The 26,009-nt window shown below is 29.1% G+C and carries 22 protein-coding genes; 14 read left to right on the top strand and 8 right to left on the bottom strand.

The features are described 5' to 3' along the window. Positions 1 to 113 precede the first annotated feature (113 nt). Positions 114 to 914 carry a 3-methyl-2-oxobutanoate hydroxymethyltransferase gene (gene panB, locus NLO413_RS02470; protein WP_045809375.1) on the top strand — a complete coding sequence of 267 codons (801 nt, stop codon included), beginning with the start codon at positions 114 to 116 and terminating at the stop codon, positions 912 to 914. Positions 915 to 1,237: 323 nt separating this feature from the next. On the opposite strand, the gene ccmA is transcribed toward panB, so the two are convergent. From ccmA to dcd, 3 genes are all read right to left on the bottom strand, one after another. Continuing rightward, complete coding sequence (gene ccmA / locus NLO413_RS02465) at positions 1,238 to 1,846, bottom strand: heme ABC exporter ATP-binding protein CcmA (protein WP_045808944.1); 609 nt, start codon at positions 1,844 to 1,846, stop codon at positions 1,238 to 1,240. Positions 1,847 to 2,076: 230 nt separating this feature from the next. Then, complete coding sequence (gene murA / locus NLO413_RS02460; protein WP_045808943.1) at positions 2,077 to 3,378, bottom strand: UDP-N-acetylglucosamine 1-carboxyvinyltransferase; 1,302 nt, start codon at positions 3,376 to 3,378, stop codon at positions 2,077 to 2,079. 106 nt (positions 3,379 to 3,484) lie between these two features. Beyond that, positions 3,485 to 4,045 (bottom strand): dCTP deaminase, encoded by a 561-nt coding sequence (gene dcd, locus NLO413_RS02455; protein WP_045808942.1) that lies wholly within the window; start codon positions 4,043 to 4,045, stop codon positions 3,485 to 3,487. A gap of 1,014 nt (positions 4,046 to 5,059) precedes the next feature. Between dcd and NLO413_RS02450 the strand changes: the two genes are divergently transcribed. The 3 genes from NLO413_RS02450 (at position 5,060) to NLO413_RS02440 (ending at position 8,775) form a co-directional block, all read left to right on the top strand. Next, complete coding sequence (locus NLO413_RS02450) at positions 5,060 to 5,335, top strand: cold shock domain-containing protein (protein WP_045808941.1); 276 nt, start codon at positions 5,060 to 5,062, stop codon at positions 5,333 to 5,335. 133 nt (positions 5,336 to 5,468) lie between these two features. After that, positions 5,469 to 7,613 (top strand): sensor histidine kinase NtrY-like, encoded by a 2,145-nt coding sequence (locus NLO413_RS02445; protein WP_045809374.1) that lies wholly within the window; start codon positions 5,469 to 5,471, stop codon positions 7,611 to 7,613. A gap of 1 nt (position 7,614) precedes the next feature. Continuing rightward, positions 7,615 to 8,775 (top strand): ribonuclease D, encoded by a 1,161-nt coding sequence (locus NLO413_RS02440; RefSeq protein WP_045808940.1) that lies wholly within the window; start codon positions 7,615 to 7,617, stop codon positions 8,773 to 8,775. Positions 8,776 to 9,149: 374 nt separating this feature from the next. Here NLO413_RS02440 and ligA read toward each other — a convergent pair whose 3' ends face one another. From ligA to radA, 5 genes are all read right to left on the bottom strand, one after another. After that, positions 9,150 to 11,156: an NAD-dependent DNA ligase LigA gene (gene ligA, locus NLO413_RS02435; protein ID WP_045808939.1), complete on the bottom strand. Its 2,007-nt coding sequence runs from the start codon at positions 11,154 to 11,156 to the stop codon at positions 9,150 to 9,152. A gap of 5 nt (positions 11,157 to 11,161) precedes the next feature. After that, positions 11,162 to 11,494: a Grx4 family monothiol glutaredoxin gene (gene grxD / locus NLO413_RS02430; RefSeq protein WP_045808938.1), complete on the bottom strand. Its 333-nt coding sequence runs from the start codon at positions 11,492 to 11,494 to the stop codon at positions 11,162 to 11,164. Positions 11,495 to 11,509: 15 nt separating this feature from the next. Next, positions 11,510 to 11,731, bottom strand: a complete 222-nt coding sequence (locus tag NLO413_RS02425) for a BolA/IbaG family iron-sulfur metabolism protein (RefSeq protein ID WP_045808937.1) — start codon at positions 11,729 to 11,731, stop codon at positions 11,510 to 11,512. A gap of 240 nt (positions 11,732 to 11,971) precedes the next feature. Next, complete coding sequence (locus tag NLO413_RS02420) at positions 11,972 to 12,472, bottom strand: DsbE family thiol:disulfide interchange protein (protein ID WP_045808936.1); 501 nt, start codon at positions 12,470 to 12,472, stop codon at positions 11,972 to 11,974. Between the two features lie 6 nt (positions 12,473 to 12,478). After that, positions 12,479 to 13,822, bottom strand: a complete 1,344-nt coding sequence (gene radA / locus NLO413_RS02415; RefSeq protein WP_045808935.1) for a DNA repair protein RadA — start codon at positions 13,820 to 13,822, stop codon at positions 12,479 to 12,481. A 284-nt stretch (positions 13,823 to 14,106) separates the two neighbouring features. Between radA and NLO413_RS02410 the strand changes: the two genes are divergently transcribed. The 10 genes from NLO413_RS02410 (at position 14,107) to NLO413_RS02365 (ending at position 25,996) form a co-directional block, all read left to right on the top strand. Next, the gene (locus NLO413_RS02410; RefSeq protein ID WP_045808934.1) at positions 14,107 to 16,719 is read left to right on the top strand and encodes a TRAP transporter fused permease subunit; all 2,613 of its coding nucleotides are present in this window, start codon (positions 14,107 to 14,109) and stop codon (positions 16,717 to 16,719) included. A 14-nt stretch (positions 16,720 to 16,733) separates the two neighbouring features. Further along, the gene (locus NLO413_RS02405; protein WP_045808933.1) at positions 16,734 to 17,306 is read left to right on the top strand and encodes a CvpA family protein; all 573 of its coding nucleotides are present in this window, start codon (positions 16,734 to 16,736) and stop codon (positions 17,304 to 17,306) included. Between the two features lie 224 nt (positions 17,307 to 17,530). Continuing rightward, positions 17,531 to 17,863, top strand: coding sequence for a 30S ribosomal protein S6 (gene rpsF / locus NLO413_RS02400; protein ID WP_045808932.1), 333 nt, complete (start codon positions 17,531 to 17,533; stop codon positions 17,861 to 17,863). Positions 17,864 to 17,865: 2 nt separating this feature from the next. Further along, entirely contained in the window at positions 17,866 to 18,153 is a 288-nt protein-coding gene (rpsR, locus tag NLO413_RS02395; protein ID WP_045808931.1) for a 30S ribosomal protein S18, read from the top strand. Positions 18,154 to 18,179: 26 nt separating this feature from the next. Continuing rightward, positions 18,180 to 18,746: a 50S ribosomal protein L9 gene (gene rplI / locus NLO413_RS02390; RefSeq protein ID WP_045808930.1), complete on the top strand. Its 567-nt coding sequence runs from the start codon at positions 18,180 to 18,182 to the stop codon at positions 18,744 to 18,746. A gap of 128 nt (positions 18,747 to 18,874) precedes the next feature. Next, positions 18,875 to 20,152 (top strand): serine hydroxymethyltransferase, encoded by a 1,278-nt coding sequence (gene glyA, locus NLO413_RS02385; protein ID WP_045808929.1) that lies wholly within the window; start codon positions 18,875 to 18,877, stop codon positions 20,150 to 20,152. A 556-nt stretch (positions 20,153 to 20,708) separates the two neighbouring features. Continuing rightward, complete coding sequence (locus NLO413_RS02380) at positions 20,709 to 21,035, top strand: frataxin domain-containing protein (protein ID WP_045808928.1); 327 nt, start codon at positions 20,709 to 20,711, stop codon at positions 21,033 to 21,035. A gap of 4 nt (positions 21,036 to 21,039) precedes the next feature. Next, a complete protein-coding gene (locus tag NLO413_RS02375; protein ID WP_045808927.1) occupies positions 21,040 to 22,773 on the top strand; it encodes an ABC transporter ATP-binding protein in 1,734 nt (577 codons plus the stop codon). Positions 22,774 to 23,409: 636 nt separating this feature from the next. Then, positions 23,410 to 25,206 carry a succinate dehydrogenase flavoprotein subunit gene (gene sdhA, locus NLO413_RS02370; protein ID WP_045809373.1) on the top strand — a complete coding sequence of 599 codons (1,797 nt, stop codon included), beginning with the start codon at positions 23,410 to 23,412 and terminating at the stop codon, positions 25,204 to 25,206. Between the two features lie 10 nt (positions 25,207 to 25,216). Continuing rightward, positions 25,217 to 25,996 (top strand): succinate dehydrogenase iron-sulfur subunit, encoded by a 780-nt coding sequence (locus NLO413_RS02365; protein ID WP_045808926.1) that lies wholly within the window; start codon positions 25,217 to 25,219, stop codon positions 25,994 to 25,996. The last annotated feature ends 13 nt before the right edge of the window (positions 25,997 to 26,009 follow it).

Below are 26,009 nucleotides of genomic sequence, written 5' to 3'. Positions count from 1 at the left end.
TCCTTTACACTATAAAAGTGCTGCTAAAATATATACTTATATTTTCAAACAAGTCTTTACATGTTAATAGAGCAATATTATACAGTATAGTATTTTGTATAGTTAAGGGGCTAATGATTGTGGGAAGAAGAGTTAATATTTTAGATATTCAAAATAAAAAAGGAAAAGATAAAATAGTGTGTTTATCTGTACATACATTTCTAATGGCAGGTTTAGTTGATAAATATTGTGATATTTTACTTGTGGGAGATTCTGTAGGGATGGTAGTTTATGGTATGGAGTCTACCTTAGGAGTAACTGTAGACATGATGATTAATCATGGCAAAGCTGTTGTTAAAGCTAGAAATAAGTCATTTGTAGTGGTTGATATGCCATTTGCAAGTTATTTTACTAAAGAAATAGCATATAAAAATGCTGCTAAGATATTAAGTGAAACTGGTTGTGATGCTATAAAAATGGAAGGTGGACGTGAAATTTTTAGTATAGTGTCTTTTTTGACACATAATGGTATTCCAGTTATGGGGCATATTGGTCTTATGCCACAACACTTTAAGAAGTTAGGTGGGTATAAATGTCAAGGAAATACTGATTTATCGTATGCGTCTATAGCAAAAGATGCAGAAGAAATTTACAATGCAGGAGCATTTGCCGTAGTATTAGAATGTATAAATGAGAATTTAGCTGTTAAGATTACAAACGATACTCCTATTCCCACTATTGGTATAGGTGCTTCTTCTTTTTGTGATGGACAGATTTTAGTTGTTGATGATATGTTGGGGTTGTCTAAATGTTGTCCAAAGTTTGTTAAAAAATTTGCTAATATTAGTGAAGTTGTTGAAAGAGCAGTTGATGATTACGCACAAGAAATTAAAGATAAGGTATTTCCTAATGATCATTACTGTTATAAGTTATAACTTAATATATATTAAAGTTAGAAAAATGTTTGTTTAATATTATTAATAGTAGATGGTAGTGTTGTTAAAACCAATTTAATGGGTCATTTATCTGTATGATGTTATTATTATAATTAATACTATTGCGTGAAGTGTTGCACTTTTATTTACAAGTTATAGTAAGTTATTTTGTATTACGTGCTTACTATATATTTATGCAGTAGAAAATTGTATCTATAATATATATGAGCTTTCATATTGTGTGGAGGTTTAAGTATGGGTTAAATCAAAATTAGGGGGGGGGAAATTTAAAGCTTATAAGTTATTTGTATAAAGATGGTTTTTTATTGAAAAGACTCAATATTTACTGTCTGATAAGATGGTAAGCTTATATTAGCTTTATGATCAGAAATAATAATAATCCCTTTCTGTTCTTGACGGTTTGAAATTAATTCAGTAACTAATTCTATAGAGTTAGGATCTAAATTTGCGAATGGTTCATCAATTATCCATATTGATGTATTGTATACTAAAAGTCTTGATAAAGCTACTTTTCTTTTCCATCCGGTAGATAGATTTTTATATTGTATTTCTAGAATTGACTGAAGGCTAAAAAAATACACTGCTGCTTCAATTAATTCTTGCGTTCCTTTAAGATTTGCCCAAAACATCAAATTTTCTAATACAGTAAGTGTTTCACTACAGGCGTTTTTATGGCCAATGTATGTTACTTGTGAAAGATACGAATCAAGGAGTTTTATAGGACAATTACAAAATTTTATACTACCAGACTTTATTGGAAAGAGACCTATCATGGCTCTTAAAAGGGTTGTTTTTCCACTACCATTTCCACCGATAATTAAAGTTACTGAACCTCTACTTGCAGAAAAACTTAAATTATTAAATAAGCGTTTTTCTCCTCTATAGCAGGATATATTGATACATTCTAACATTTTGTCCTAACTAAACCTGCTCATTATATCATGAGTATTACTGATCGACAAGTTGGATATTTCTTACATAATTAAGTTCTTTATATGTAAGAAGTTACAAATATTATATATTTTTTAAAAATAATAGCTGCTATTTATATGTATAATTATTGAAAGTAAGTGAAAACATATATAATGTGAAGCTAAATTGTGTATTATGAAATATAGATTTTGTATTAAAGGAACGTTTTTTATGTTATAAATGTTGATTGATCAACAAGTTTTATGTTTGCACCACATAAATTGAGTTTTTCTTCAATTGCTTCATAGCCTCTATATAAGTTATCAGCGTTGTTGATTATAGTAGTGCCCTCTGCTATTAAACTTGCAATTAGCAATGCAGCAGAAGCTCTTAAATCAGTTGCTTGTACAACAGTTCCTTTAAGAAGTTTTACGCCTGTTATTATAGCAGTTTTGTCTTTTACTGTGATATTAGCACCCATTTTTATTAATTCGTTAATATATAAAAAACGGTTCTCAAAAATATTTTCTTGGATATATGATATACCAGTTGCATAACATAATGCAGCTGTAAATTGTGCTTGCATGTCACTAGGAAATCCTGGATAAGGACATGTATCGATAGATATAGCATGAATTTTATTTTTTATATTGGATACAATAATACTGTTTTGTTTCTGTTGGATATTACCTCCTATTGCTTGAAGATAATTGGAAAAGCACTTTATGTTATGTTCAGTTATTCCTATAAGTTCAATATTACCTTGCGTTAGTATTGCAGATAGTGCATATGTCCCAGCTTCTAGTCTATCAGGTATTATTGAGTAATTACACCCAAATAGTTGTTTAACCCCTTGAATTTTTAATGTTTTAGTGCCAATTCCATAAATCTTTGCACCTGCCATTACTAAAAAATTAGCTAAGTCTGAAATTTCTGGTTCTATAGCAGCATTATTAATTATAGTTGTACCATTAGCTAAGGTAGCTGCCATTAATATATTTTCTGTTGCACCTACACTTACAGAATGAAAATTAATTTCGCATCCTTGTAATTTACCGTTTATTGAACATTCAATATAGTGATCACTTACTCTAATATGAGCACCCATATTTTGCAATGCCTCTAAGTGCATGTTTATTGGGCGCTCACCTATTGCACATCCTCCAGGTAAGGCTATTTTAGCTTTTTTAAATCGTGCTAGCATTGGTCCTATTATTAAACATGATGCTCGCATTTTAGATGTTAAATTATAAGGGACTGTTTTTTGGCGTAAATCTTTACAATTAATATTTATAGTATGGTTAGCTTTATTCTTTTTATTATATATAAAGTTAACTTTGGCTCCAAGGTGAGTTAACAATTCAGTCATTGTTATTGTGTCTGTAATATTTGGGATATTGTGTAATGTTATTTGCTGATTAGAAAGTGTACATGCTGCCATTATTGGTAGTGCAGAATTTTTTGCTCCATTTATTATTATTTGCCCGGATATAGGATGTTTGTTATTGTTTATATAAAGTACTTTTGTCATGTATTGAACTACTAATAGTGATAGAAATTGCGGATTTTTTTATTTATGAGTTTTCTTTTTAATTAACCTATTTTTATACACAGTATGACTTTATCATTGTATTTGTTTATGAACTTATTATTGGCAATGTGACATCAACTTGTTTCATATATTTTCCGTTCATTTCATCATAAGAGGCATTACATAGGCTTTCACCTTGTAAAAATATGAACTGGCATGCTCCTTCAAAGGCATATATTTTTGCCGGTAACGGAGTAGTATTGGAAAACTCTAGAGTTACATATCCTTCCCATCCTGGTTCTAAAGGCGTGACATTTATTACGATTCCACATCTAGCGTATGTAGATTTTCCAACACATAATACAATTACATCTTTAGGGATCTTAAAATACTCTACGGTTTTTGCTAAAACAAAACTATTTGGTGGTATTATACAAATATCGGTTGTTTTATCAATAAAACTTTCTGAAGAAAAGTTTTTAGGATCAACAATGACAGAGTGTGTATTAGTAAATATTTTAAATATATTATTAACTCTTGCATCATATCCATATGATGATAATCCATAAGATAGAACTCCTGTACTTTTTTTACAGTCTACAAAGGGTTCTATCATTTTATCAAATATTGCTCTTTCTTTGATCCAATGATCGGGCATTACTGACATACAAAATTTTTATATAATATAAATTACGTAGAAATGGTAGTGTATAATTAATAACTATAAAATGCAAGGAAAACTTCCCAATATAATGGGGAAACTTATAATGTTAAATAGGAATAATTAGTAAGTTATTGTTCTATATATTTTTTAACATATATTAATTGTATTGGCATAAAAATATATTTAACACTATTTTTGATTAAGATAAGGATTATGTATTTACTATGATAGAGGATTGTTTATTTTATATGTGTGTATTTATTTAATGTAAGCATTGCGTATAAATTATGCTTATGTGAAGTTAAAGTAATGTATATATGGCATAATTTGCATAATGTAAAAGTGAGGTGCTGACATATTTTTATAATTTAGCTTAATGCTAGCAAGTATGACTAACTTTATAATTAACAAATATTATGGTTGATAGAAAAATATAATTGTGTAATTGTAAGATAGTTTATGTTGTAGCTTAACAGTTTAAAAATGCTGTGGATTGCTAAGTATATGTAAATATATAACTACTAGATAGTAAAGATAATTATTATAAATGTTAAATCTAATTGTTAAAGATAAAAATTTTAAGCCATGTAGTGTAAACTTGTTGAACTATAATTTAATAAGTTTATTAATAACTACTGTAAAATATATACAGTAAAGTTATTTACTAGGCATGACTGTTTGTTATGAAAATATTATTACTAATAATTAATAGATTTCTAATGTAGATAGTAAAATTTTATCATATATAAATAAAAAAAATAATGCAATAGTTACATTCATTATCTAAATTATTAATAATTTTTGTGATTATATTAAAAAAAATTAAATTAGTTGATCTGTTATAGTGGATGATTAATAATTCATTATTAGGTATATTTAGAATATTTTTCTTGCAAGTTAATATATTAAAATATACCATTGAAGTAAATAATACATTGGTTATTATAATAGTAACGAGCTTATCTGTTTAGTAATATATGTATTACTATTTTAATTTATATTTTTAAGGGTTTTTTAATGTCTCAGGTAATAAATGAGAAAGTAACTTATACTGGTCATGTTAAATGGTTTAGTGTAGAGAAAGGTTATGGTTTTATTTGCAAGGATAAAAATGTTAGTAATAATAAGATTAGAGGAAATTTTGGGCAAAGTTGTAAAGATGTATTTGTACACATTACCTCACTTCAAAAAAGTAGAATTGAAAATTTAAAGGAAGGTCAGAAAGTAAAATATCAGCTTGATGAAAATAATGGAAAAGTTTCAGCAGTTAATCTTGAGATTCTAGCAGATTAAAATCACTTGTAATTTTTGTTAGTGTTTGAAGGTATATAAGCTCTTTAATATAATGGAAAAAAAATCGTAATACTAAAGGTTGTCTTTAGAGTTTTCTTATGTGTTTTTTAGCAGCCAATGTTTTGTAGCATGGATGAAAAGTTTTATTTATCGTTTTTTTTTGATTAATAATAAGCTAAAACGTTTTAAAATAGTTGCATTATTTTTGACAATATCTGTTTTTCTATTTTCTATTGTTACTTATTGTGTTGCATTTCATTATGATGACCCTATTAATCCTGACCCAAGTACAGTTATTAAATTAGTATTTGTTGACTTAACGTTATTTCTTCTATTGATTGCAACTGTATCTTATAGATTAATACATATATGGATACAAAAGAAGCGTGGAAGATTGGGTTCAAAACTTCAAGCAAAAGTTGTATTAATGTTTTCAGTTGTGGCAGTTATTCCTACGATTATTATTTCAGGTTTTTCTATTTTATTTTTTAATTATAGTATTCAAATGTGGTTTAATAAACGTGTTGATACTGCTATATCTGAGTCTATGGAAATAGCAGAGATATATTTACAAGAACATCGCAAAAATGTAAAAGTTGGTATTTTATCAGCTGCACATTATTTACGTAGTAAATTAATAGCGACGCACTATTATAATGAAGAGTTTTGTGATGAATTATTGCAGTCTATATCAGAGTTAATGGGATTATCTGAAGTAGTTGTTTTTCAACCGGATAAGATTATAGCTAGTAATAGATTAAGTTTTATTTTAGATCTTAGCATGATACCGTGGCATAGCTTAAAAGCAATGTATAATGATATTGTAATATTTTCTAGTAAAGATATGATGCGTGCTGTAGTTGTATTAGATGTAGAATCTTCAACATATTTGATGGTAGGACGTATTATAGATAAAAGACTTTTATCGCACTTGTTATTGACTAAGAACGCAGTTGAATCTTATAAAAATTTGCGATCGCAAGTATCTTTGTTACAGATACAAATTTCAATGATATTTCTTTTTGTTTCTTTATTGTTGTTATTTATGGCAATTTGGATGGGAATTAATTTTTCAGGGAATATAGTAAGACCGTTGTTACATTTATTTTATGCTACACGTAAAGTTCAAAAAGGAAATTTAACATTCAGAATTGAAGATAGAAAGGTTGGTGAAGAAATGTCTACACTTGTACGTGCATTTAATCAAATGACATCACAACTTAGTAGACAGCGTGCTCAACTTATTAATATACATCGAGATATCAATGAAAGAAAAGAATTTATAGAAGCTATATTATCTGGGATATCTTCAGGTGTGATTGCAGTAACTTATAACCTGATTATTACTTTGGTGAATAAAAAAGCACAAGAATTATTATCACCTTTTAAAATTATGAATACTTCTCTAGATGATGTTTTACCTGAAGTATCTCAGTTAATAAAAGATAATACATTAAAAAGTGAAATAACAATTTTAAGAAATCAAAAATCTTTTACCTTATCAGTGAAAATTGAAATATTAAGTAATATTTATAAGGGTTATATTATTACATTTGATGATATCTCAAAACTTGTTGAAGCTCAAAGAATGGCTGCATGGTCTGATGTTGCAAGAAGAATTGCTCATGAAATAAAAAATCCTATTACTCCTATTTATCTTGCAGCTGAAAGGTTAAGTAATAAATATAAAGAAGAAATAACTTCGGATAAAGATACTTTTAACAAGTATATAGGTACAATTATTAGACATACGATTAGTATTCGGAATATTGTTGATGAATTTGCTAAATTTGCTCGAATGTCAGAACCTGAGTTTGTTATGTGCGATATTTGTGAGTTACTTAATGAGGTTGTCTTTTCTGGACAATTTAGTAATCAGATACAGTACGAAATTGTAACACCAAAGTTTCCTATTTATGTTTTTATAGATGAGGCTCAAATTAATCATGTTTTTATTAATATATTTAAAAATGCTTGTGAATCAATAGATGCGAAGTTTAAAGTGGGTGGTAAAATTTTGATTAGGGTGCTTGAAGATGGTAATTATGTTGTTGTAGAAGTACAAGATAATGGTATTGGATTTCCAGAGGAATTGATGCATAAATTAACAGAGCCATATGTTACTACACGTAGTCAAGGTACAGGCTTAGGGCTTGCGATAGTCAAAAAAATTCTAGATGAACATAGTGCAACTATAGAATTTTTTAATGTAAAAGATGGGGGATTAGTTAAGATAATGTTTACTAGATATAAAAAGAGTGAAGTAATGGTACAGTAATATGTTAATTAGCTCAACAGATGAGTTAAAAAAGTTTTGTGACACAACATTAAGAGACCACCCTCAATATATAGCTGTTGATACAGAATTTATGAGAAGCTATAAAGAGTATTATCCAAAATTATGTTTAATACAAATTGCTTATAGTAATCAAAAATGCATAATTGATGCCTTAGAAGAAAATTTGGATTTATCACCATTAAATAATATCTTTTATAACAAAAATATTATAAAGGTATTTCATGATTGTCGACAAGATTTAGAAGCTTTATCAACGAGATTTTCTCAAAGTCCTAGTCCAATTTTTGATACTCAAATTGCTGCAATGTTATGTAATTATTATGATAATGCAGTAGGCTATTCAAGGCTGGTTGAGCAGTTCTTGGGAATAACATTAAATAAATTATTGTTGAAAAGATCTGACTGGAGTTTGCGTCCTTTATCACAAAGCAAAATAGACTATGCTTTTGATGATGTAGTATACTTGTATCAGCTTTATGGTAAAGTTTATAAAAGTCTTGTATCTCGGAAAAGATTGTTATGGTTTTTTGAGGAAATGCAATCAATAGAGATTCATAAAATAAATTATGATACTATTTTTGATGGAATAAAATTTTTTTCTGATATTGCAGAAAAAGATATATTGATAGCAAAATATGTAATTGAGTGGCGTGAAAAATTAGCGAGAAGTTTTAATGTGAATCGCAACATTATTATGGATAATCAATCTATTTTTTACTTAATTCGTGATATTGCATGTGGAAAAGATGCTAATGTTATAAAGAAGTATGTAAGAGAGAAATATTGGAAAAGGTTACCTTTGGATAAATTTGGTGTTGTAGAAGATAAGGATTACCAGCCAGGTGTTTGTAAATCTGTAGATTATGATAAATCTGTATTAAATGTGTTAATAGTTTTTCTATATAGCTTGTGCTATGAAAATGATATATCACATAGATTAGTAGCCTCTAAAAGTGATTTAATCAAATTTGTTACTCAAGGTACGGGCAATATAATGAATGGTTGGAGATATGAGTTCTTTGGAAAACATGTGGAAAGTTTTATAAGTGGTAAATCAGATATAATATCGTCAATAAAAACTCAAGGTCCTAGTTATCTTAGTATTTTAGCAAGATTAACAGATAGTTTTAGTATAAAGTAAACAATATTATTTTTAGTATATAAAAGGAGGCTAATTTTTTTATTAATTGTTAGAGTGAGATATGTTTGTTATTACTATTAAGATAGTTAGAATTTTGTTTACAGATTATTCAGTTACTAAAGGGATGTGGTAGCATATGTGAAGTATAAGCATTTATCAACACAAATTTGTATATGTGTTAAATATTAATGTAGAGAAAGTAAAGAATGGTGTATGTTGTATATACCTAAAAAATATATCATGTTTATGATCGAATCACTTTAATAATAAATTACGATAAAGTAATTGTGTAAATGGTTTTTAACTTTGTTTAATGATAAATGAATCTTGATAATTATATTGTATAAAGTGCAGTAAACTTTTATGCATAGAAGTTAGCTTATCATTGTAAGCCAAGAATTTTCATCAATAATTTGTATTTGTAACTCTTGAGCTTTTTTGTATTTTGATCCTGGATTACTACCTGCAACTAACAAATTTGTTTTTGCAGATAATGTTGATTTTACCTTAGCACCTAAACGTTCTGCTTGAAGTTTTGCTTCATTTCTTGACATACTTGAAAATGTGCCGGTAAATACTATTATCTTGCCAGTAATATTATTTTTTGTATATTGTTCTGTTTTTTGAGTATTAATAATATTTAATTTTTCTGTAAGCCTATTTAATATATTAATATTATATGGTTCAGAAAAGAAAATTCTTAAAGATTCTATGCTTTTTTTACCTACACCATTAATATTGTTAGTATTATCATTATCTTTTAGTAACAACATTGCAGAATACCAGTCTTTGTATGAAATATAATATTGGGCTAGTGATTTAGCAGTGTTTTTACCAATAAACCTTATTCCTAGTGCAAAAATAAAGTTTTCTAATTTTACATTTTTACTATGTTGTATTGCTTCTAATAGATTTGCGATAGATTGTTTACCCCATCCGTGAAAACTTTCTAATTTTATATTCTTTAATTTTTCTTCTAAAGAAAAAATATCATCAATATTAGTAATAAGTGACTTCTCATAGAAAAACTCTATTTGCTTTTTGCCGATACCAACTATATTTAGTGCATCTCTAGAAACAAAGTGTTTAATTCTTTCTAATACTTGATTTTTACAAATTAATTCTCCAGTACAACGTAAAGCTATTTCCTGTGTATCTTTATGTAGTTTACAACCGCAAGATGGACAATGTGAAGGAAAAATAAACTCCTGTAATTTTTGATTTCTTAAACTTTTGTCAACATCAACAACTTGTGGTATTACATCTCCAGCTCTTCTAATAATGACATAATCACCTATACGTATGTCTTTGCGTTTTATTTCATCTTGATTGTGTAAATTTGCTCTTGATATTATTACGCCTCCTATATTAATAGGATCTAACTCTGCAATAGGTGTGATAACTCCTGTACGACCTACTTGTATCGAAATATTTTTTAATTGTGTTTTTGCTTCTACTGATGGAAATTTATATGCTATTGCCCAGCGAGGACATCTACTGGTTGCTCCAAGACTTTTTTGTAAGCTTATGTCGTTAATTTTATATATGACACCATCAATATCATAGCAGATATTATTACGTGTGTTGTAGATTTTGTTATAAAAATTTAAGGCCTCTTCAATATTATTTGTTGTACATGTGTTTTTGTTAACGCAAAAACCCCAGTTAGATAATTGATTGAGAAGTTCTTCTTGTGTATTAGCATTGCTGTTTACTATTGAGTATACAAAATATTTAAGATTTCGTGATTTTGTGACTTCATAATTTAATTGACGAACTGATCCTGCTGCAGCATTGCGTGGATTTGCGAAATTATATGTTTTATTAAGTTGTGCAAAATCATGACGGTCCATGTATATTTCTCCACGCACTTCTAATAATGTTGGTGCATTTTTTATTATATAAGGAATGTTTTTTATTGTTTTAACATTTTGTGTAATATCTTCTCCAAAATACCCATTTCCACGTGTTGATGCTTGTATTAGGATACCATTTTTGTATAACATTGAAAATGATAGTCCATCAATTTTTAGTTCACATGTTATAGTTAGTGGGTTGTTGTCACTCATATGTAAAAAACGTTTAGTTCTTAAGATAAATTTTTCTATATCAGTTGCGGAGAAGGCATTTTCGAGTGAAAACATGGGCTCTGTATGCTCTATCTTATGAAATTTTGTATTTATTGATGCACCTATAATATTTTTATAGTTATCATACTTTTCTAGTTCTGGAAACTGCTCTAGTAATTCTTTTTTAGATTTACATAATTTATCATACTGTGCATCTGTAATTTTTGGCTTATCATGTTTATGGTATAAATCATCATGATATGCAAGTTGCTCATTTAATTTTTTGAGTTCTAGCTTTTTTTGATTTAACATTATGTTTATGTTAATGCAATTCCCTTTGATTTGATTAGCTCATGTAATTCACCACTTTGATACATTTCACGTACTATATCGCATCCTCCTATAAACTCACCTTTAATATATAGTTGAGGAATTGTGGGCCAATTAGTGAACTGTTTTATTGCTGTACGTAATTCTGGATCTTCTAATACATTTATGCTTTTAAATGCAAGGTTCATTTTTTGTAATATATTCACAACTAAACCAGAGAAACCACATTGTGGAACATCGCTAGTACCCTTCATGTAGAGTACTATATCGTTGCTTTTTATTTCATGTTGTATTTTACTTATTATATCATTATCCTTCATAGAGCGTTACCAATTTCATTTCCAACCAGTATGTATTTGTATAGCATGAACATCTATTCCATTTAGAACTTCGTAAATCATTCTATGCTGTGCTACTTTAGTTTTATTTTTAAAATCTTCTGATAAAACTACTATTGAGTAATGATCATTATCATTAGCCAAGCTACTTACAGTAACTTGAGCACTTGGGAATGCATTTTTAATAAGAGTTTCTAATTCTGAACGCGTTATGGCCATACTATCGCAAACTAAAACTAATAATAATATGAATATTTATAGCATGTTTTTATATTGAGGTAAATATTTTATATATAATCTACCTAATAATATAAAAATTGGTTATTTGAGATATTTTAATATGCACTTAATTTTACATTTTTTATTCAAAATAAAAGCATTACTAATACATTTGTTATATAATGAACGTATGAATGATTAACGATAATCTAGCTATAGATACTAGGTAAGTTTTTGTTATTACTTTAATAGTGCGAGTATTTGATTATTCCAAATTTCTAAGGTTATATTACCAGATATGTGTAAAATGATTTTTCCGTTTTTATCAAAAACAAAAGTTTCTGGTACGCCTGTGATTCCAAATGCGTGACCGGAGCTACCATTATAGTCAGCAGCTACTACTTTATATGGATTACCATTGTCTTGTAACCAGGCTATAGCATTTTGCTTAATATCAAGATAACTTATTCCGTAAATGTCAATTATATTTTTCTCTGCAATCTCTAGCCAAATTTTATGTTCTTCTTTACATGTTGTGCACCATGAGGCAAATACATGAATTATATATGGCTTACCCTTTAAGTTATTTGTAGTAAATTGCATATCCTCTTGTAGAAGATATGGTAACGTAATACTATATGACGGAGATGAATTATTGATACCTTTATTGTGTATTGCATACGCAAAAGCTATAATAAATGACAATAATGTAATTAATAATATAATACCTGTAATTCTCATAAATTTTTAATGAAAAATTTTTCTCAATTGATTAATGTGGTCTACCTCTATTATTGAAATATCAGGAGATATACATTTGCTATTACGTGGTATAATAGCTTGCTTAAATCCAAGTTTATAAGCTTCTTTTAGCCTTAAGTCAATATTACATATATTTCTTATTTCTCCTGATAAGGCAATTTCTCCACATACTATTGTTGAGTGCATTATAGGAATATTAGTAAAATTTGAAATAAGTGACGCTGCTATGGCTAAATCTGCAGCTGGTTCATATATTTTTAGCCCTCCGGCTATGTTAAGATATACCTCTTTATCTCCTAAAAATATATTACATTTAGCGTTGAGAACTGCTATGATCATAGAAAGACGATTAATATCACATCCAACCACTGCTCTACGAGGAGTTGCCATATAGGTGTGAGAAATAAGTGATTGAATTTCCATTAGTATAGGTCTAGATCCTTCAATACCAGCAAAAACAGTACTTCCAATGATGCTGTGATCTTGAGCTTTATGGCCTAAAAACAGAGATGATGGATTATTAACGGGTATTAATCCATGTTTTAACATTTCAAATACCCCAATTTCATTTGTAGGACCAAATCTATTTTTTATTGTACGTAAAATGCGATATTGGTAACTATTATCTCCTTCAAAATATAAAACAGTATCTACCATATGTTCTAAAGTCTTAGGTCCAGCTATTTGACCATCTTTAGTGATTTGTCCTAGTATAAATAATGTTATATTGTTTTGTTTAGTGAATGTAATTAATTCATGTGTACACATACGGACTTGAGCTATTGTGCCTGGAGCTGAAGGAATTCTCTCATCACATATAGTTTGTATTGAATCAATAATGAGAAATTTAAGCTCATTATCTTTTTGCATTGCGTTTATTATATGACTTAATTTTAATGATGATGTTGCAAGAATTTTTATTTTTGATTCAGAGATGCATAGGCGGGTTGCTCTTGTTTGAATTTGATTAATTGATTCCTCACCTGAAGCGTAAAGACAGCTGTGAAAGTTTTTTGCTAAAATTGATGCAATTTGTAAGATTAAAGTTGATTTTCCTACACCAGGTTCTCCTCCGATTAGTATATTACTTCCTAATGTGATTCCTCCTCCAAATACTCTATCTAATTCATCTATTTTTGTATTATATTTGCTAAGGGAACTTATTTTACTATCAAACAAAGAGAGCACTACAGTATCAGTTTCTTCTGTTTTTATTTTTTGTAATGATTTACTTATGATACTATCCCATGTGCCGCATGTATTACATTTGCCAGTCCATCTGTGTGTATTATTACCGCATACTGTACAAGTATATATTATTTTTGACACTTTAAATTGTGTATTTACTAAAATTAGATGCTGAATAATACAAAACAATTTTTAAAAAGTAAAATGTTATATTATTAAATTTATAATAATTGTTATCTAGCTAGAACTATATTCTTATAGTGTTATATTTAGATTTATATAGCTGGATGTAATGTTTGGTATAGATTATTATTTAATGTACAATTTGTTAAAAATAAGGAAAGCAGTAGGTGGTTATATTTTATTGACGTGCATAATATGTAATGCTATTAATGTTTCTTAAATATTTGATATTATGAATAAATATGGAAATAAGTGATAGAAATTTTGATAATTCAAGTTCTTGTGTATGTAGAGTTACTAATTATGTAATAGGAGCTGTAGCATTTTTATGGTCAATATTCCAATTATTTATAGCCTCGCCATTACCTTCTTTATTGGCTGCAAATTACGATCTTAGTTGGGTAATTTTAACAGATTTTAAATCTAAGGTTATACATTTATCTTTTGCATTTTTTCTACTTTTTTTACTTTTTCCTACCTTCCTTAAAAATTCTAAAAACAATTTACCTTTTTTAAGTTGGATTTTTGCATGTTTGTCAGTGATACCTGCAATATATCTTGTGGTAATGTATGATGAATTGTCACTAAGGGTAGCAATGCCTAACATTTTAGATATCATAATTGCTTTTTTTGGGATTTTATTTTTATTAGAAGGGTCAAGAAGGTCAGTAGGGATGCCTATAGTTATTGTTGCACTTCTGTTTCTTATGTATTCTATTTTTGGGCAGTATATGCCTGATATTATTGCTCATAAAGGAAACAATTTTGCTGCTATTGCCTCTCACGAGTGGTTATCTGCAGAAGGAGTTTTTGGTGTAGCTCTTGGAGTGTCATCTAATTTTGTTTTTTTATATGTGTTATTTGGGGCTTTCTTAGATAAAGCAGGGGCTGGTAATTTTTTTATTAGGCTATCCTTTATTTTGCTGCAAAGGTTTGTTGGCGGACCAGCAAAAGCAGCGGTGGTAGCTTCAGGGTTTATGGGCATGATGTCAGGTTCATCGATAGCTAATACAATTACTATAGGTTCATTTACTATTCCTTTAATGAAAAAAATGGGTCTTAGTGCTGAAAAGGCAGCAGCAATAGAGGTATCAGCAGGGGTAAATGGACAAATTATGCCTCCTGTTATGGGTGCAGCTGCATTTTTAATGTCGGAATTTTTATCAATCCCATATGCTGATATAGTAAAGTATGCTTTTGTTCCGGCTATAATGATATATATTACATTATTATACATAGTGCATCTTGAAGCTTGTAAGTTGAATATGCATCCTACTATTGATTTAACAAAAGCAAAATCTATATATTTTTCCATTTTAAAATTTCTGCTATCTGCATGTTGTGTATTAATATTGATAAGTTTTATATATATTGTTATTGAAGGTGTCCACTTAGGTAATTTCTATATTCCGGGGATAAAAGCTATATTTCTTGATAAAAGTATTTATTTTATATCGTTTATTTTAGTATTTTTATATATTGCAATTTTATTATACCAGTTTAAAAAAGGCGTAAAAGAAGAAGATAGTGATGTTTCAAAGTTATCTAGTTCGTGGGAAGTTTTTAAGCAAGGATTACATTATTTTATTCCTATTTTTATTTTAGTATGGTGCTTAATTATTGAGAAGTTATCATCTTCGTTATCATGTTTTTGGACAAATTTATTTTTAATTTTTATGTTGTTAACTTATGATACTATTTTAATAGTATTCCATAAAGATTTTTCACAAATTCCTTGTGTTCTATGGAATAGTATAAAAAAAGTATATGAGGCTATGGTTGCAGGTTCTAAGAGTATGTTGACCATAGCTATGGCTACAGGTACAGCAGGGCTTATTGTTGGGACAGTTGCTTTAACAGGGTTTGGTTTATCTATTAGTATTTTTATTGATACTTTAGCAAATGGTAGTGTGTTTATTACATTATTAATGACAGCTGCTATATGTATAATTCTAGGTATGGGTATGCCAACTACAGGGTGCTATATTATAGTATCTACTTTAATGGTTCCTATTTTAAATACTGTTGTTCATAAAAATGGATTATCTATACCACTTGTTGCGTTACATTTATTTGTTTTTTATTTTGGATTAATGGCTGATGTTACGCCACCTGTTGGAATAGCTTCTTATGCTGCTGCAGCTATAGCAAAAGGTAATGCGTTTAAAACAAGTGTACAGTCATTTCTGTATAATATTAGGACTATGATAGTACCGTTTTTATTTGTGTTTAATAGTGATATTATTTTATACGATATTGATAATGTATGGGGTGCAGCTTTAAGTATATTAGTTGCTTTGATAAGTATTATGAGTATTTCTGCTGGAATGCAAGGGTATTTTTTTATAAAAAATAAGTTATATGAGTCTATAATTCTGATTGTTGTTGGAATTATGTTAATAATACCTGGATATGTTGTAAAGTTGTTTTCATTTAAGTATGTAGATATACCATTATCTGAGATCAATAACATGATCTCTATCAAAAAAGATAGCTCTTTATTGATAGTTTTTGAGCGTAAAAATGATAGTGGTAAAATTATTCAAAAGAATGTTATAATTCCATTAGTACATGGATTTCAAGGAAAATTGATTGACATGATACAGAAAAAAATAGGAATTAATGTTATTGTAAAACATTCTTCATCTGGAATTATGAAATTAGATATTAAGGATATAGAAAGTTGGAGTTATGTTGATCAATCAGATATAGAAGTTGAAGATTCTATTATTAAGTTAGAATTGTCAGTGCAAAAAAATTTAAAGTTATATGTATATCTAGCTTCCTTTATTGTATTAATTATATTAGTTTTTATACAGTTACGTAATAAGACTATGGTTAGTAAAAAAATGTAATATGAGGCTATGTTGTGTTAGATATAGCAGTTATTTTGATTATATTACTATGTATGCTAGTGGGGTTTTTTAGAGGATTTATAAAAGAAATATTTGGTATAGGAGGTATTTTAGCTTCTATAATATTGACAGCTAATTATCATGATTATTTTTCTGATGTTTATAGTCAAAGAATTAATTCTGAAACTGTGGTGAGTGCATTATCTACTATAACTGTTTTTATTTCGGTTACGGTTTTTGTAATCATATTGAATAGTTTTTTAATGTATTTGTTATTACCAATAAGATATAATGTATTAGATAGGGTTGCAGGGCTATTAGTAGGTATTATTAAGGGGATAGTATTTTCTTGTTGTTTATTTTTTATAATAGAAACTTTTTACTATACTTTTTTATATTCTTCAAGTGAGAGTGATGATAGGGTTATTCTTCCCGAATGGTTTTCAGGATCTTACTATTATAATATTTTTTATGTTGTCAATGAGTATGTCAGTGAAGCTATTCCAGAATTTACTTATGATAAAATAAAAATTATTACGCATGAAGTGTTAAATAAACGATATAGTAATAAACATGATAAAAAGTAAGTATTATATGTGTTGAACTATTTAGCACTTATAATAATGGGTTTAATTCTTTTTATGAATATGTTTTACGAGGTAACTTAGGGCTGTTTTTATAATGTATGGACGTATTATTTGTAGGGACTCTATTGTGAGTAGATAAAACTAGAATGTTAGGTAAATAATTAACTTGATTATAATATTATATTATATATAATTGCGTAGTTAACTTTATTTAGGGAGAGCGTGTGCTTTTATACGAGTTTACTTTTATAGCACAGCAAGGCTTAACGCAGTATGAATTAGAAGGATTAATAAAAGGATTATCAACTTTATTAATAAAGGTTGGTGCTGAGCTGATTAAGTATGAATATTGGGGGTTGTTGGATTTTGCTTATAGTATTGACAAAGCTAATAAGGGTCATTATTGTATGATGTATATTAGTGTTAATGATTGTAATATTATTAATGAATTTAAGCGTAAAATTAGGTTAAACGAAGATGTAATTAGATTCTTGTGTTTAAGGGTTAATAAGATCCCTAAAGGTGATTCTTGGATGGTGAATTTAGGTAAAGATTGATTATGTTACAAAAGAGTAAGAAAAATAATGCTAATGGTTCTGGTGGTACAGCTTATTCTCCTTTAGCGTATTTAAAAAGGCCATATTTTAAAAAATCTAAATCTTGTCCTTTAGCTCAATGTTCAAATGATGAAATAGACTATAAAAATAAGGTTATGCTTACTAAGTTTATATCAGAATATGGTAGAATCTTACCGAGTAGAATTACTTCAGTTTCAGCTAGAAGGCAGAGACTTCTAGCTTTAGCTGTAAAAAGGGCTAGGTTTTTAGCTTTATTGCCTTATTGTTAATGTAATCTGTATTTTTATAGGATTGTATGTTATCGGTTATTTTAAAAGAGAGTGTTAGAAATTTAGGAAAAGCAGGTGATGTGGCAAAGGTAAAGCCTGGATATGCTAGGTATTTATTAGCCCAACAAAAAGCAGTGAGAGCAACTAAGGAAAATTTGGAGGCTTTAAAGCAAAGATATTTACTGATAGAAGAAGAAAATCGTAAAAAATTGGCAGAGGCTCAAAAAGTAAAATTGTTACTAGATGGAAAATACGTAGCTATTGCTAAACAAGCATCAGATGACGGTAAGCTTTTTGGTTCGGTAACTCTAAAAGATGTTTCAAATTTGCTTTGTTGTCAAGGATATAATTTTAGTCCAAAAAGTATATTTTTTAATGGAGTTATAAAACATTTAGGTGAATACATCATTAATATAGAGCTTCATGCAGATTTGGTGGTTCCTATTAAGCTATATGTTGTTAAGAATGAAGCAGCTATTGAAGAAATTAGAAAATTACATAAAGAGAAGTCCAAGGAAGATCAGGTGAATGTTAATGCTGATATTAATGGTGTAGATATGGATGCACAAACTAACGATAGCAAAATCATATAAGATAGGATTTAGTTTATTGTTAATTAGTGATATGTATTACTTATGTAGTATTAAAGTTAAGAATTAATAATTTTTTTGATGCATTAAAAAAGATTTAAGGCCATAGTTAATTTTATTTGAGGTAATGCATGAGTATCGCTAATGATGATCTTAAAAATTCTGATTGTGAAGTTTTTAATTGTATAATGCAAGAAGTTCGGCGTCAGAAAACATGTCTACAGCTAATAGCATCAGAAAATTTTGTTAGTAAAGCGGTTCTACAAGCTCAAGGATCAGTATTTACGAATAAATATGCTGAAGGGTATCCTGGTCATAGGTATTATTGTGGATGTGAATGTGCAGATTTAGTGGAAAATTTAGCAATTTTACGGCTGCGCGAAATATTTGGTTGTAAATTTGCAAATGTGCAACCTCATTCTGGTTCTCAAGCAAATCAAGAAGTGTTTATGGCGCTACTAAAGCCAGGGGATACAGTATTGGGAATGTCACTTAGCTGTGGAGGGCATTTGACTCATGGGTCTGTTGTAAGTGTATCTGGAAAATGGTTTAAATCTGTACAATATGATGTTGACCGTGATACAGGTTTAATAGACATGAATGAAGTCGAAAAGATTGCAACTTCTTGTAATCCATCTTTAATTATTGCTGGTGCATCTTCATATCCACGTTGTATAGATTTTAAAGCATTTCGTGAGATATCTGATAAAGTAGGTGCATATTTTTTAGCAGATATTTCACATTATGCGGGGTTAATTGCTGCAGGAGTATATCCTTCTCCTATTAATTATGCACATGTTATTACTTCAACTACACATAAAACTTTACGTGGACCTCGTGGAGGGGTTATTATGACTAATTATGAAGACATTTATAAAAAAATTCAGTCTTCAGTATTTCCTGGTATGCAAGGTGGTCCATTAGTACATATAATTGCAGCTAAAGCTGTAGCATTTGGTGAAGTATTAAAGCCAGAGTTTAAACTTTATGGAAAACAAGTAGTAGATAATGCCAGAGCATTAGCTGATATATTACAAAAACAGGGATTTGATATTGTAACAGGTGGTACGGATAGCCATTTAATGGTTGTGGATTTGAGATCAAAAAATATTACAGGTAAAGATTCAGTACTATCGTTAGAAAGATCTGGTATTGTTTGTAATAAAAATGTTGTACCGTTTGATACAACTAAACCTTTTATAACATCAGGATTGAGATTAGGTAGTGCTGCTGAAACCTCAAGGGGATTAGGAGTTGTAGATTTTCAAATAATAGGTCACTTGATAGGCGAAATATTGAATGGATTATCTGATAATGTGGGTAATATTTCTGTTATTGAATCGAAAGTAAGAAATGAAGTTACTAGGTTATGTTCTAAATTGAAGGATTTTTCTTTTTGTAATTTTTAGAACTTTATATGTTTGTAATTTAAGAGTAGATTTTTTGATAAGTTAAATTTATAGGTGGCCATTATGGTTATGTTTGGTAAAATGCTTAGAATTTAAGTTGTATTGTGAAAAACAGGTGTAAAAGTAATTTGTATAAGGGGGATGTATCTGTGTTTGGATTAGGATAAAAAAGTTAGTGTTTTATGTAAGTTGAAGGTTTCTGTGTTGATGTGCAGGTTTTCTATAGGAAATGTAGTTAAATTATGTATTTAAAATTAGCTCTAGTGTAAGGTTATTATTTTATCAAAATAACTAATATTATGGTGTTTAATTTTAGATAGTAGCAGACTTTACGGAAGGTTATATTTACATTGGTTAGTAAATATAAAATTACTTTTAACGTATTTCTAATATGTAGTTATGTTATTATTTAACATGATAAATTCTATAGATAACAACATGTTATATGTAATATGTGATGATTTAATAATTTGATTTTTAACATTTTTCATTAATTGCTGAAGAAGGGTTTGGTATGTAAACTATGATTCTTATTAATATATAAAATGGAATATATATGGTAAAAAGTTTATCTATATCTCAGTTTCAAAATTTAGCGTGTGAAAGTTTGAATTCTTTATTATTTTTAATAGAAAATGCCGATTATAATAATGTCTTAGAATGTGATAGTTATGAAGGTTTGATAAAGATTGCTAGTGAAAAAAATGAATATGTAATTAGCAAGCATGATTTTTCCATGCAGATATGGGTATCATCACCTCTAAGCGGATCGGTACGTTTTAGTTATGATAGTGACTTAAAAATTTGGTGCAATGAAGCTGGTTGTAATTTAGTTGAATTTATAAAAAAAGAAATGCATTTGTTGTTTAATATAGTTATATAAGTTGATGAGAATACTATTTTCATATATTAGGCCGCATATATTGTATTTTATATTTGCATATATTGCGGTTATTGTATCTTCTGGTACTATTTTAGCCTTTGGAAGGGGATTACATACTTTAATAGACATAGGCTTTTTTACAAATACTACAAGCATTAAAGGGCCTTTATTTATGATGCTAGCCATAGTTATAATAATGGCTTTTACTTCTTTTTTTCGTATGTGGTTAACGGGTTATGGAAGTGAGAAAGTTATACGTGATATTAGAATTGCATTATATAATAAAATTATATACTTATCTCCAAGTTTTTTCGAGAAAGTAAGTACTTCAAGTTTGATGACAAAGTTAATTACTGATACTTCAATATTGCAATCAATTTTAAATAGCAGCATGTCAGTAATTTTGAGAAATGCTACTATTTTACTTGGCAGTGTTGCAATGTTAATTCATACCAATTTTAAATTAACAATTTATACAGCACTTATTATACCTATAATATTAACTGTATTAACCTTTTTTGGTAAAAAAGTAAAAACCTTATCGAAATGTGTAAGTAGCAAAATAGATAAAATAGCAGATTTTAGTGATGAGACATGTCGTGGCATTAATGTGATTCAGTCTTTCGTAAAGGAGAAAATAGTAAGTCAACAATTTACTAGTTTATTAGATCAGTCATTAATTATAACTAAAAAATATACATATTTTCGTGCGCTATTAGTAACATTAATTATTACGTCTGTTATGGGTTCTATAGGTGTTGTGTTATGGTTTGGAATTCAAGAAGTTATTGCCCATAATATAACATCAGGATCATTATTCTCGTTCCTTTTTTATTCGTCATTAGCGGCTGGGTCAATAAATAGTATTGGGGATAATATGCAAGATTTGCAAAGAGCTACTAGAATATCTGAGGGAATATTTCAATTATTAAATACAGAGTCGGATATTGTTGAAGTACATGATTGTAAGACGATAGATAAAATTAAAACATCTATTTTAATTAATAATGTTACATTTTATTATCCTAGTAAGTTAAGTGTTCCTGCATTGAAAAATGTAAGTTGCTCTATTAATGTTGGAGAAAAAGTGGCTTTAGTTGGTCCATCTGGAAGTGGTAAAAGCACGTTAGTTAATATGTTGTTTAGGTTTTATGATGTTAATAGCGGAAGTATAACTATTGATGGAATTAATATAAAACAATTATCTTTACATAATTTAAGATCTTTCTTTAGCCTTATCCCTCAAAATCCTGTAATATTTTCTGGAACTATACTGGACAATATAACTTATGGTGCCAATAAGTATACGCATGAGGAATTAATTAGTGCTGCAGAAAATGCATGTATAATGGATTTTATAAATAGTTTGCCTGATAAATTTTCTACTTTTGTAGGGGAAAAGGGATTGTGTTTATCTGAAGGTCAAAGGCAAAGAATTGTAATTGCTAGAGCAATATTGAAAAATTCCGAGGTATTGATCTTAGATGAAGCAACATCATCATTAGATTCTCGTAATGAGAAAATTATACAGAATGCTTTAGATAAAATTATGCATGGTAAAACAATGATAATAATAGCTCATAGATTATCAACAGTAATGAAGGCTGATAAAATCATTGTTTTTAATAATGGTATTATAGAAGAAGTTGGTACACATGAATCACTTATGGAGAATCCCAGCGGATTATATATAAAACTTGTAAGGCTGCAATTATTAACTGGTAATAATAACTTTTAAGGAGTAATTTTATATTGTTTTACAGATAAAATATGTAACTTATATGTAAGTGATTTGTATTTAATAGTGTTGAAAGGTGTGTAGATTTGCATAATTTAATAAAGTTTAAGGGTAGAATGCTCAATACCAGTAATAATTGTACGAAGATACCTTTATGTTTGTTTGTATGATAAGGTTTATATCGGTGATCTAGTAAGAAAAGTTTATGAATTGGCATATTATAAAATAAAGTGAGTGTAGCAATGTTCATAATGTTGAATAGTAAAAGAATATGAGTTATTATAAAACTAAGAACTTTTAAAAGTTCTTGGTTATGATGTTAGGGAGGAAAAAGGTAACATGCTAGCTGCTATATAACATGTTATAGCAGTAGTAGTTATAAAGTTAATAAATTGAGAGTTTATAAAAATATAGCTAAAGTTAAAGAAATTTATGGTAAATATATATTTTAATAATGTATTTATTATAGCGAGTGCAGTTCTATATATGTATGTATATGAAGAAGAGTTGAGTTTTATATCGCATAAATTAATAATATTTTTTAACTTAGTCTTTACTGCAAGAAGTTTTGTTATTGACTCATGAAGTTATTATGGTAGCCTGAAATCATATATAGTGTTTTCTAGTTTGTTAATAATGTCTAGTTTTGCATATGAGATTATAGATCATGAATATGATGTTGTGGTAGTTGGTGCTGGTGGTGCAGGGTTGCGTGCTACACTTGGTATGACATCTGTAGGATTATCAGTTGCATGTATTTCTAAAATTTTTCCAACACGTAGTCATACAGTTGCTGCTCAGGGCGGTATTAGTGCGGCACTTGGTAATGTTACAGAAGATGATTGGCGTTGGCATATGTTTGATACAGTAAAGGGTTCAGATTGGTTAGGAGATCAAGATGCCATTGAATATATGTGTAAGAATGCAATGCAAGCAGTTATTGAATTAGAGCATTATGGGGTTCCTTTTTCTCGTACTAAGGATGGAAAAATATATCAACGTCCTTTTGGAGGTATGACTACAGAGTTTGGTAAAGGCAAACCTGCGCAGCGTACTTGTGCTGCGTCAGATAAAACAGGTCATGCTATACTTCATACGTTATACCAGCAATCTTTAAAATTTAATGCTAAGTTTTTTGTTGAATATTTTGCTATTGACTTGATTATGAGTGATGAAGGCCAATGTCAAGGTGTATTAGCTTGGTCGTTGTGTGATGGTACATTGCATAGATTTCGTGCACATGCGGTTGTTTTAGCAACAGGAGGGTATGGAAGGGTTTATTTTTCTGCAACTAGTGCTCATACTTGTACAGGTGATGGTGGGGGTATGGTTACAAGAGCAAAATTGCCCTTAGAAGATATGGAATTTGTTCAGTTTCATCCTACAGGTATATATGGTTCCGGATGTTTAATTACAGAAGGTTGTAGAGGGGAAGGTGGTTATCTAATTAATTCTGAAGGCGAAAGGTTTATGGAACGTTATGCTCCTAAGGCTAAGGATTTGGCTTCACGTGATGTCGTAAGTAGATCTATGACTATAGAGATACGTGAGGGAAGGGGAGTTGGTAAGAAAAAAGATCATATTTATTTATCAATAGCTCATCTTGATCCTAAGGTTATTCGTGAAAGATTACCTGGAATTAGTGAAACTGCAAAAACTTTTGCTGGGGTTGATGTTACAAGGGATCCAATACCTGTACTTCCTACGGTGCATTATAATATGGGAGGTATTCCTACAAATTATTATGGTGAGGTTGTAACGTTAGAAGAAGGTGTAGAAAAAATAGTACCAGGACTTTTTGCAATAGGAGAAGCTGCATGTGTTTCTGTCCATGGAGCAAATCGTTTAGGATCCAATTCATTATTAGATTTAGTAGTATTTGGAAGAGCTGCTGCTATTAGGGCAAAGGAGATTATTAAAACTGGTACACCTTGCTGTACTGTAAAGAAAAGTTGTGAGGAATGGATTATTGATAGATTTGATAAAATACGTTTTTCACAAGGAAGTTTGCGAGTGTCAGAAATACGTAACAATATGCAAAATGTTATGCAGTTACATGCAGCTGTATTCCGTACGGCAGAAGTATTGGATCAAGGTAAAGAAAAAATAAAAGAAGTTGCTGCATCTATGAAAGAAATTTCTATTACTGATAGAAGTATGATTTGGAATAGTGACTTAGTTGAAGCTTTAGAACTTACTAATATGATGCCACAAGCAGTAATTACTATGAATTGCGCGGCAAATCGTACGGAAAGTAGGGGTGCTCATGCTCGGGAAGATTTTCCTGAGCGTGATGATGAGAATTGGATGAAACATACTATGGCATGGTGTGATTATAATTGTAATAATATAAAGATTGACTATAAAAATATAGCAAATTCAACTCTTACGAATGAAGTGCAATATTTCCCTCCTCAGAAAAGAATATATTGAAGGATTAATTATGGTTCAGTTTTCTTTACCCAAGAATTCTAAAATTAACAAAAATGGTAAGGTTTACTATGCTGCTGTTAATGCGCGAAATGTAAAATGCTTTAAAATATACAGATGGTCTCCAGATGATGAAGATAATCCAAGAATAGATACATTTTTTATTGATATGGATCAGTGCGGGCAAATGGTACTTGATGCCTTGATAAAGATAAAAAATGAAGTTGATTCTACCTTATCATTTCGAAGATCGTGTCGTGAAGGAATATGTGGTTCTTGTGCAATGAATATTGATGGTACTAATACACTTGCATGTACAAAATATATTTCTGACATTAAATCAGATGTTAAAATTTATCCATTACCTCATATGAATGTTATAAAAGATTTAGTTCCTGATTTGAGTAATTTTTATAAACAATATGAATCTATTAGTCCATGGTTGAAAGCTAAAGAACCTGAGTCTGTGGATAGTGAGCGTTTTCAAACTATAGAAGATAGAAGTAAATTGGATGGAATTTATGATTGTATATTATGTGCTAGTTGTAGTACTTCTTGTCCTAGTTATTGGTGGAATTCAGATAAGTATTTAGGTCCAGCAGCATTGTTGCAAATGTATAGGTGGATTGTTGATAGCCGAGATGAAGCTTTAGATGAGCGTTTGGATATGTTAGATGATGCTTTTAAATTATATCGTTGTCATACAATAATGAATTGCACTCAAACCTGTCCTAAAGATCTTAATCCAGCACAAGCAATAGCAAAAATTAAGCAGCTTATGCTTAAAAGATAAGAATTATTATGGT

The organism is Candidatus Neoehrlichia procyonis str. RAC413, assembly GCF_000964795.1.
GTDB lineage: Bacteria > Pseudomonadota > Alphaproteobacteria > Rickettsiales > Anaplasmataceae > Neoehrlichia > Neoehrlichia procyonis.
This window is presented reverse-complemented; position numbering and strand designations above follow the sequence as displayed.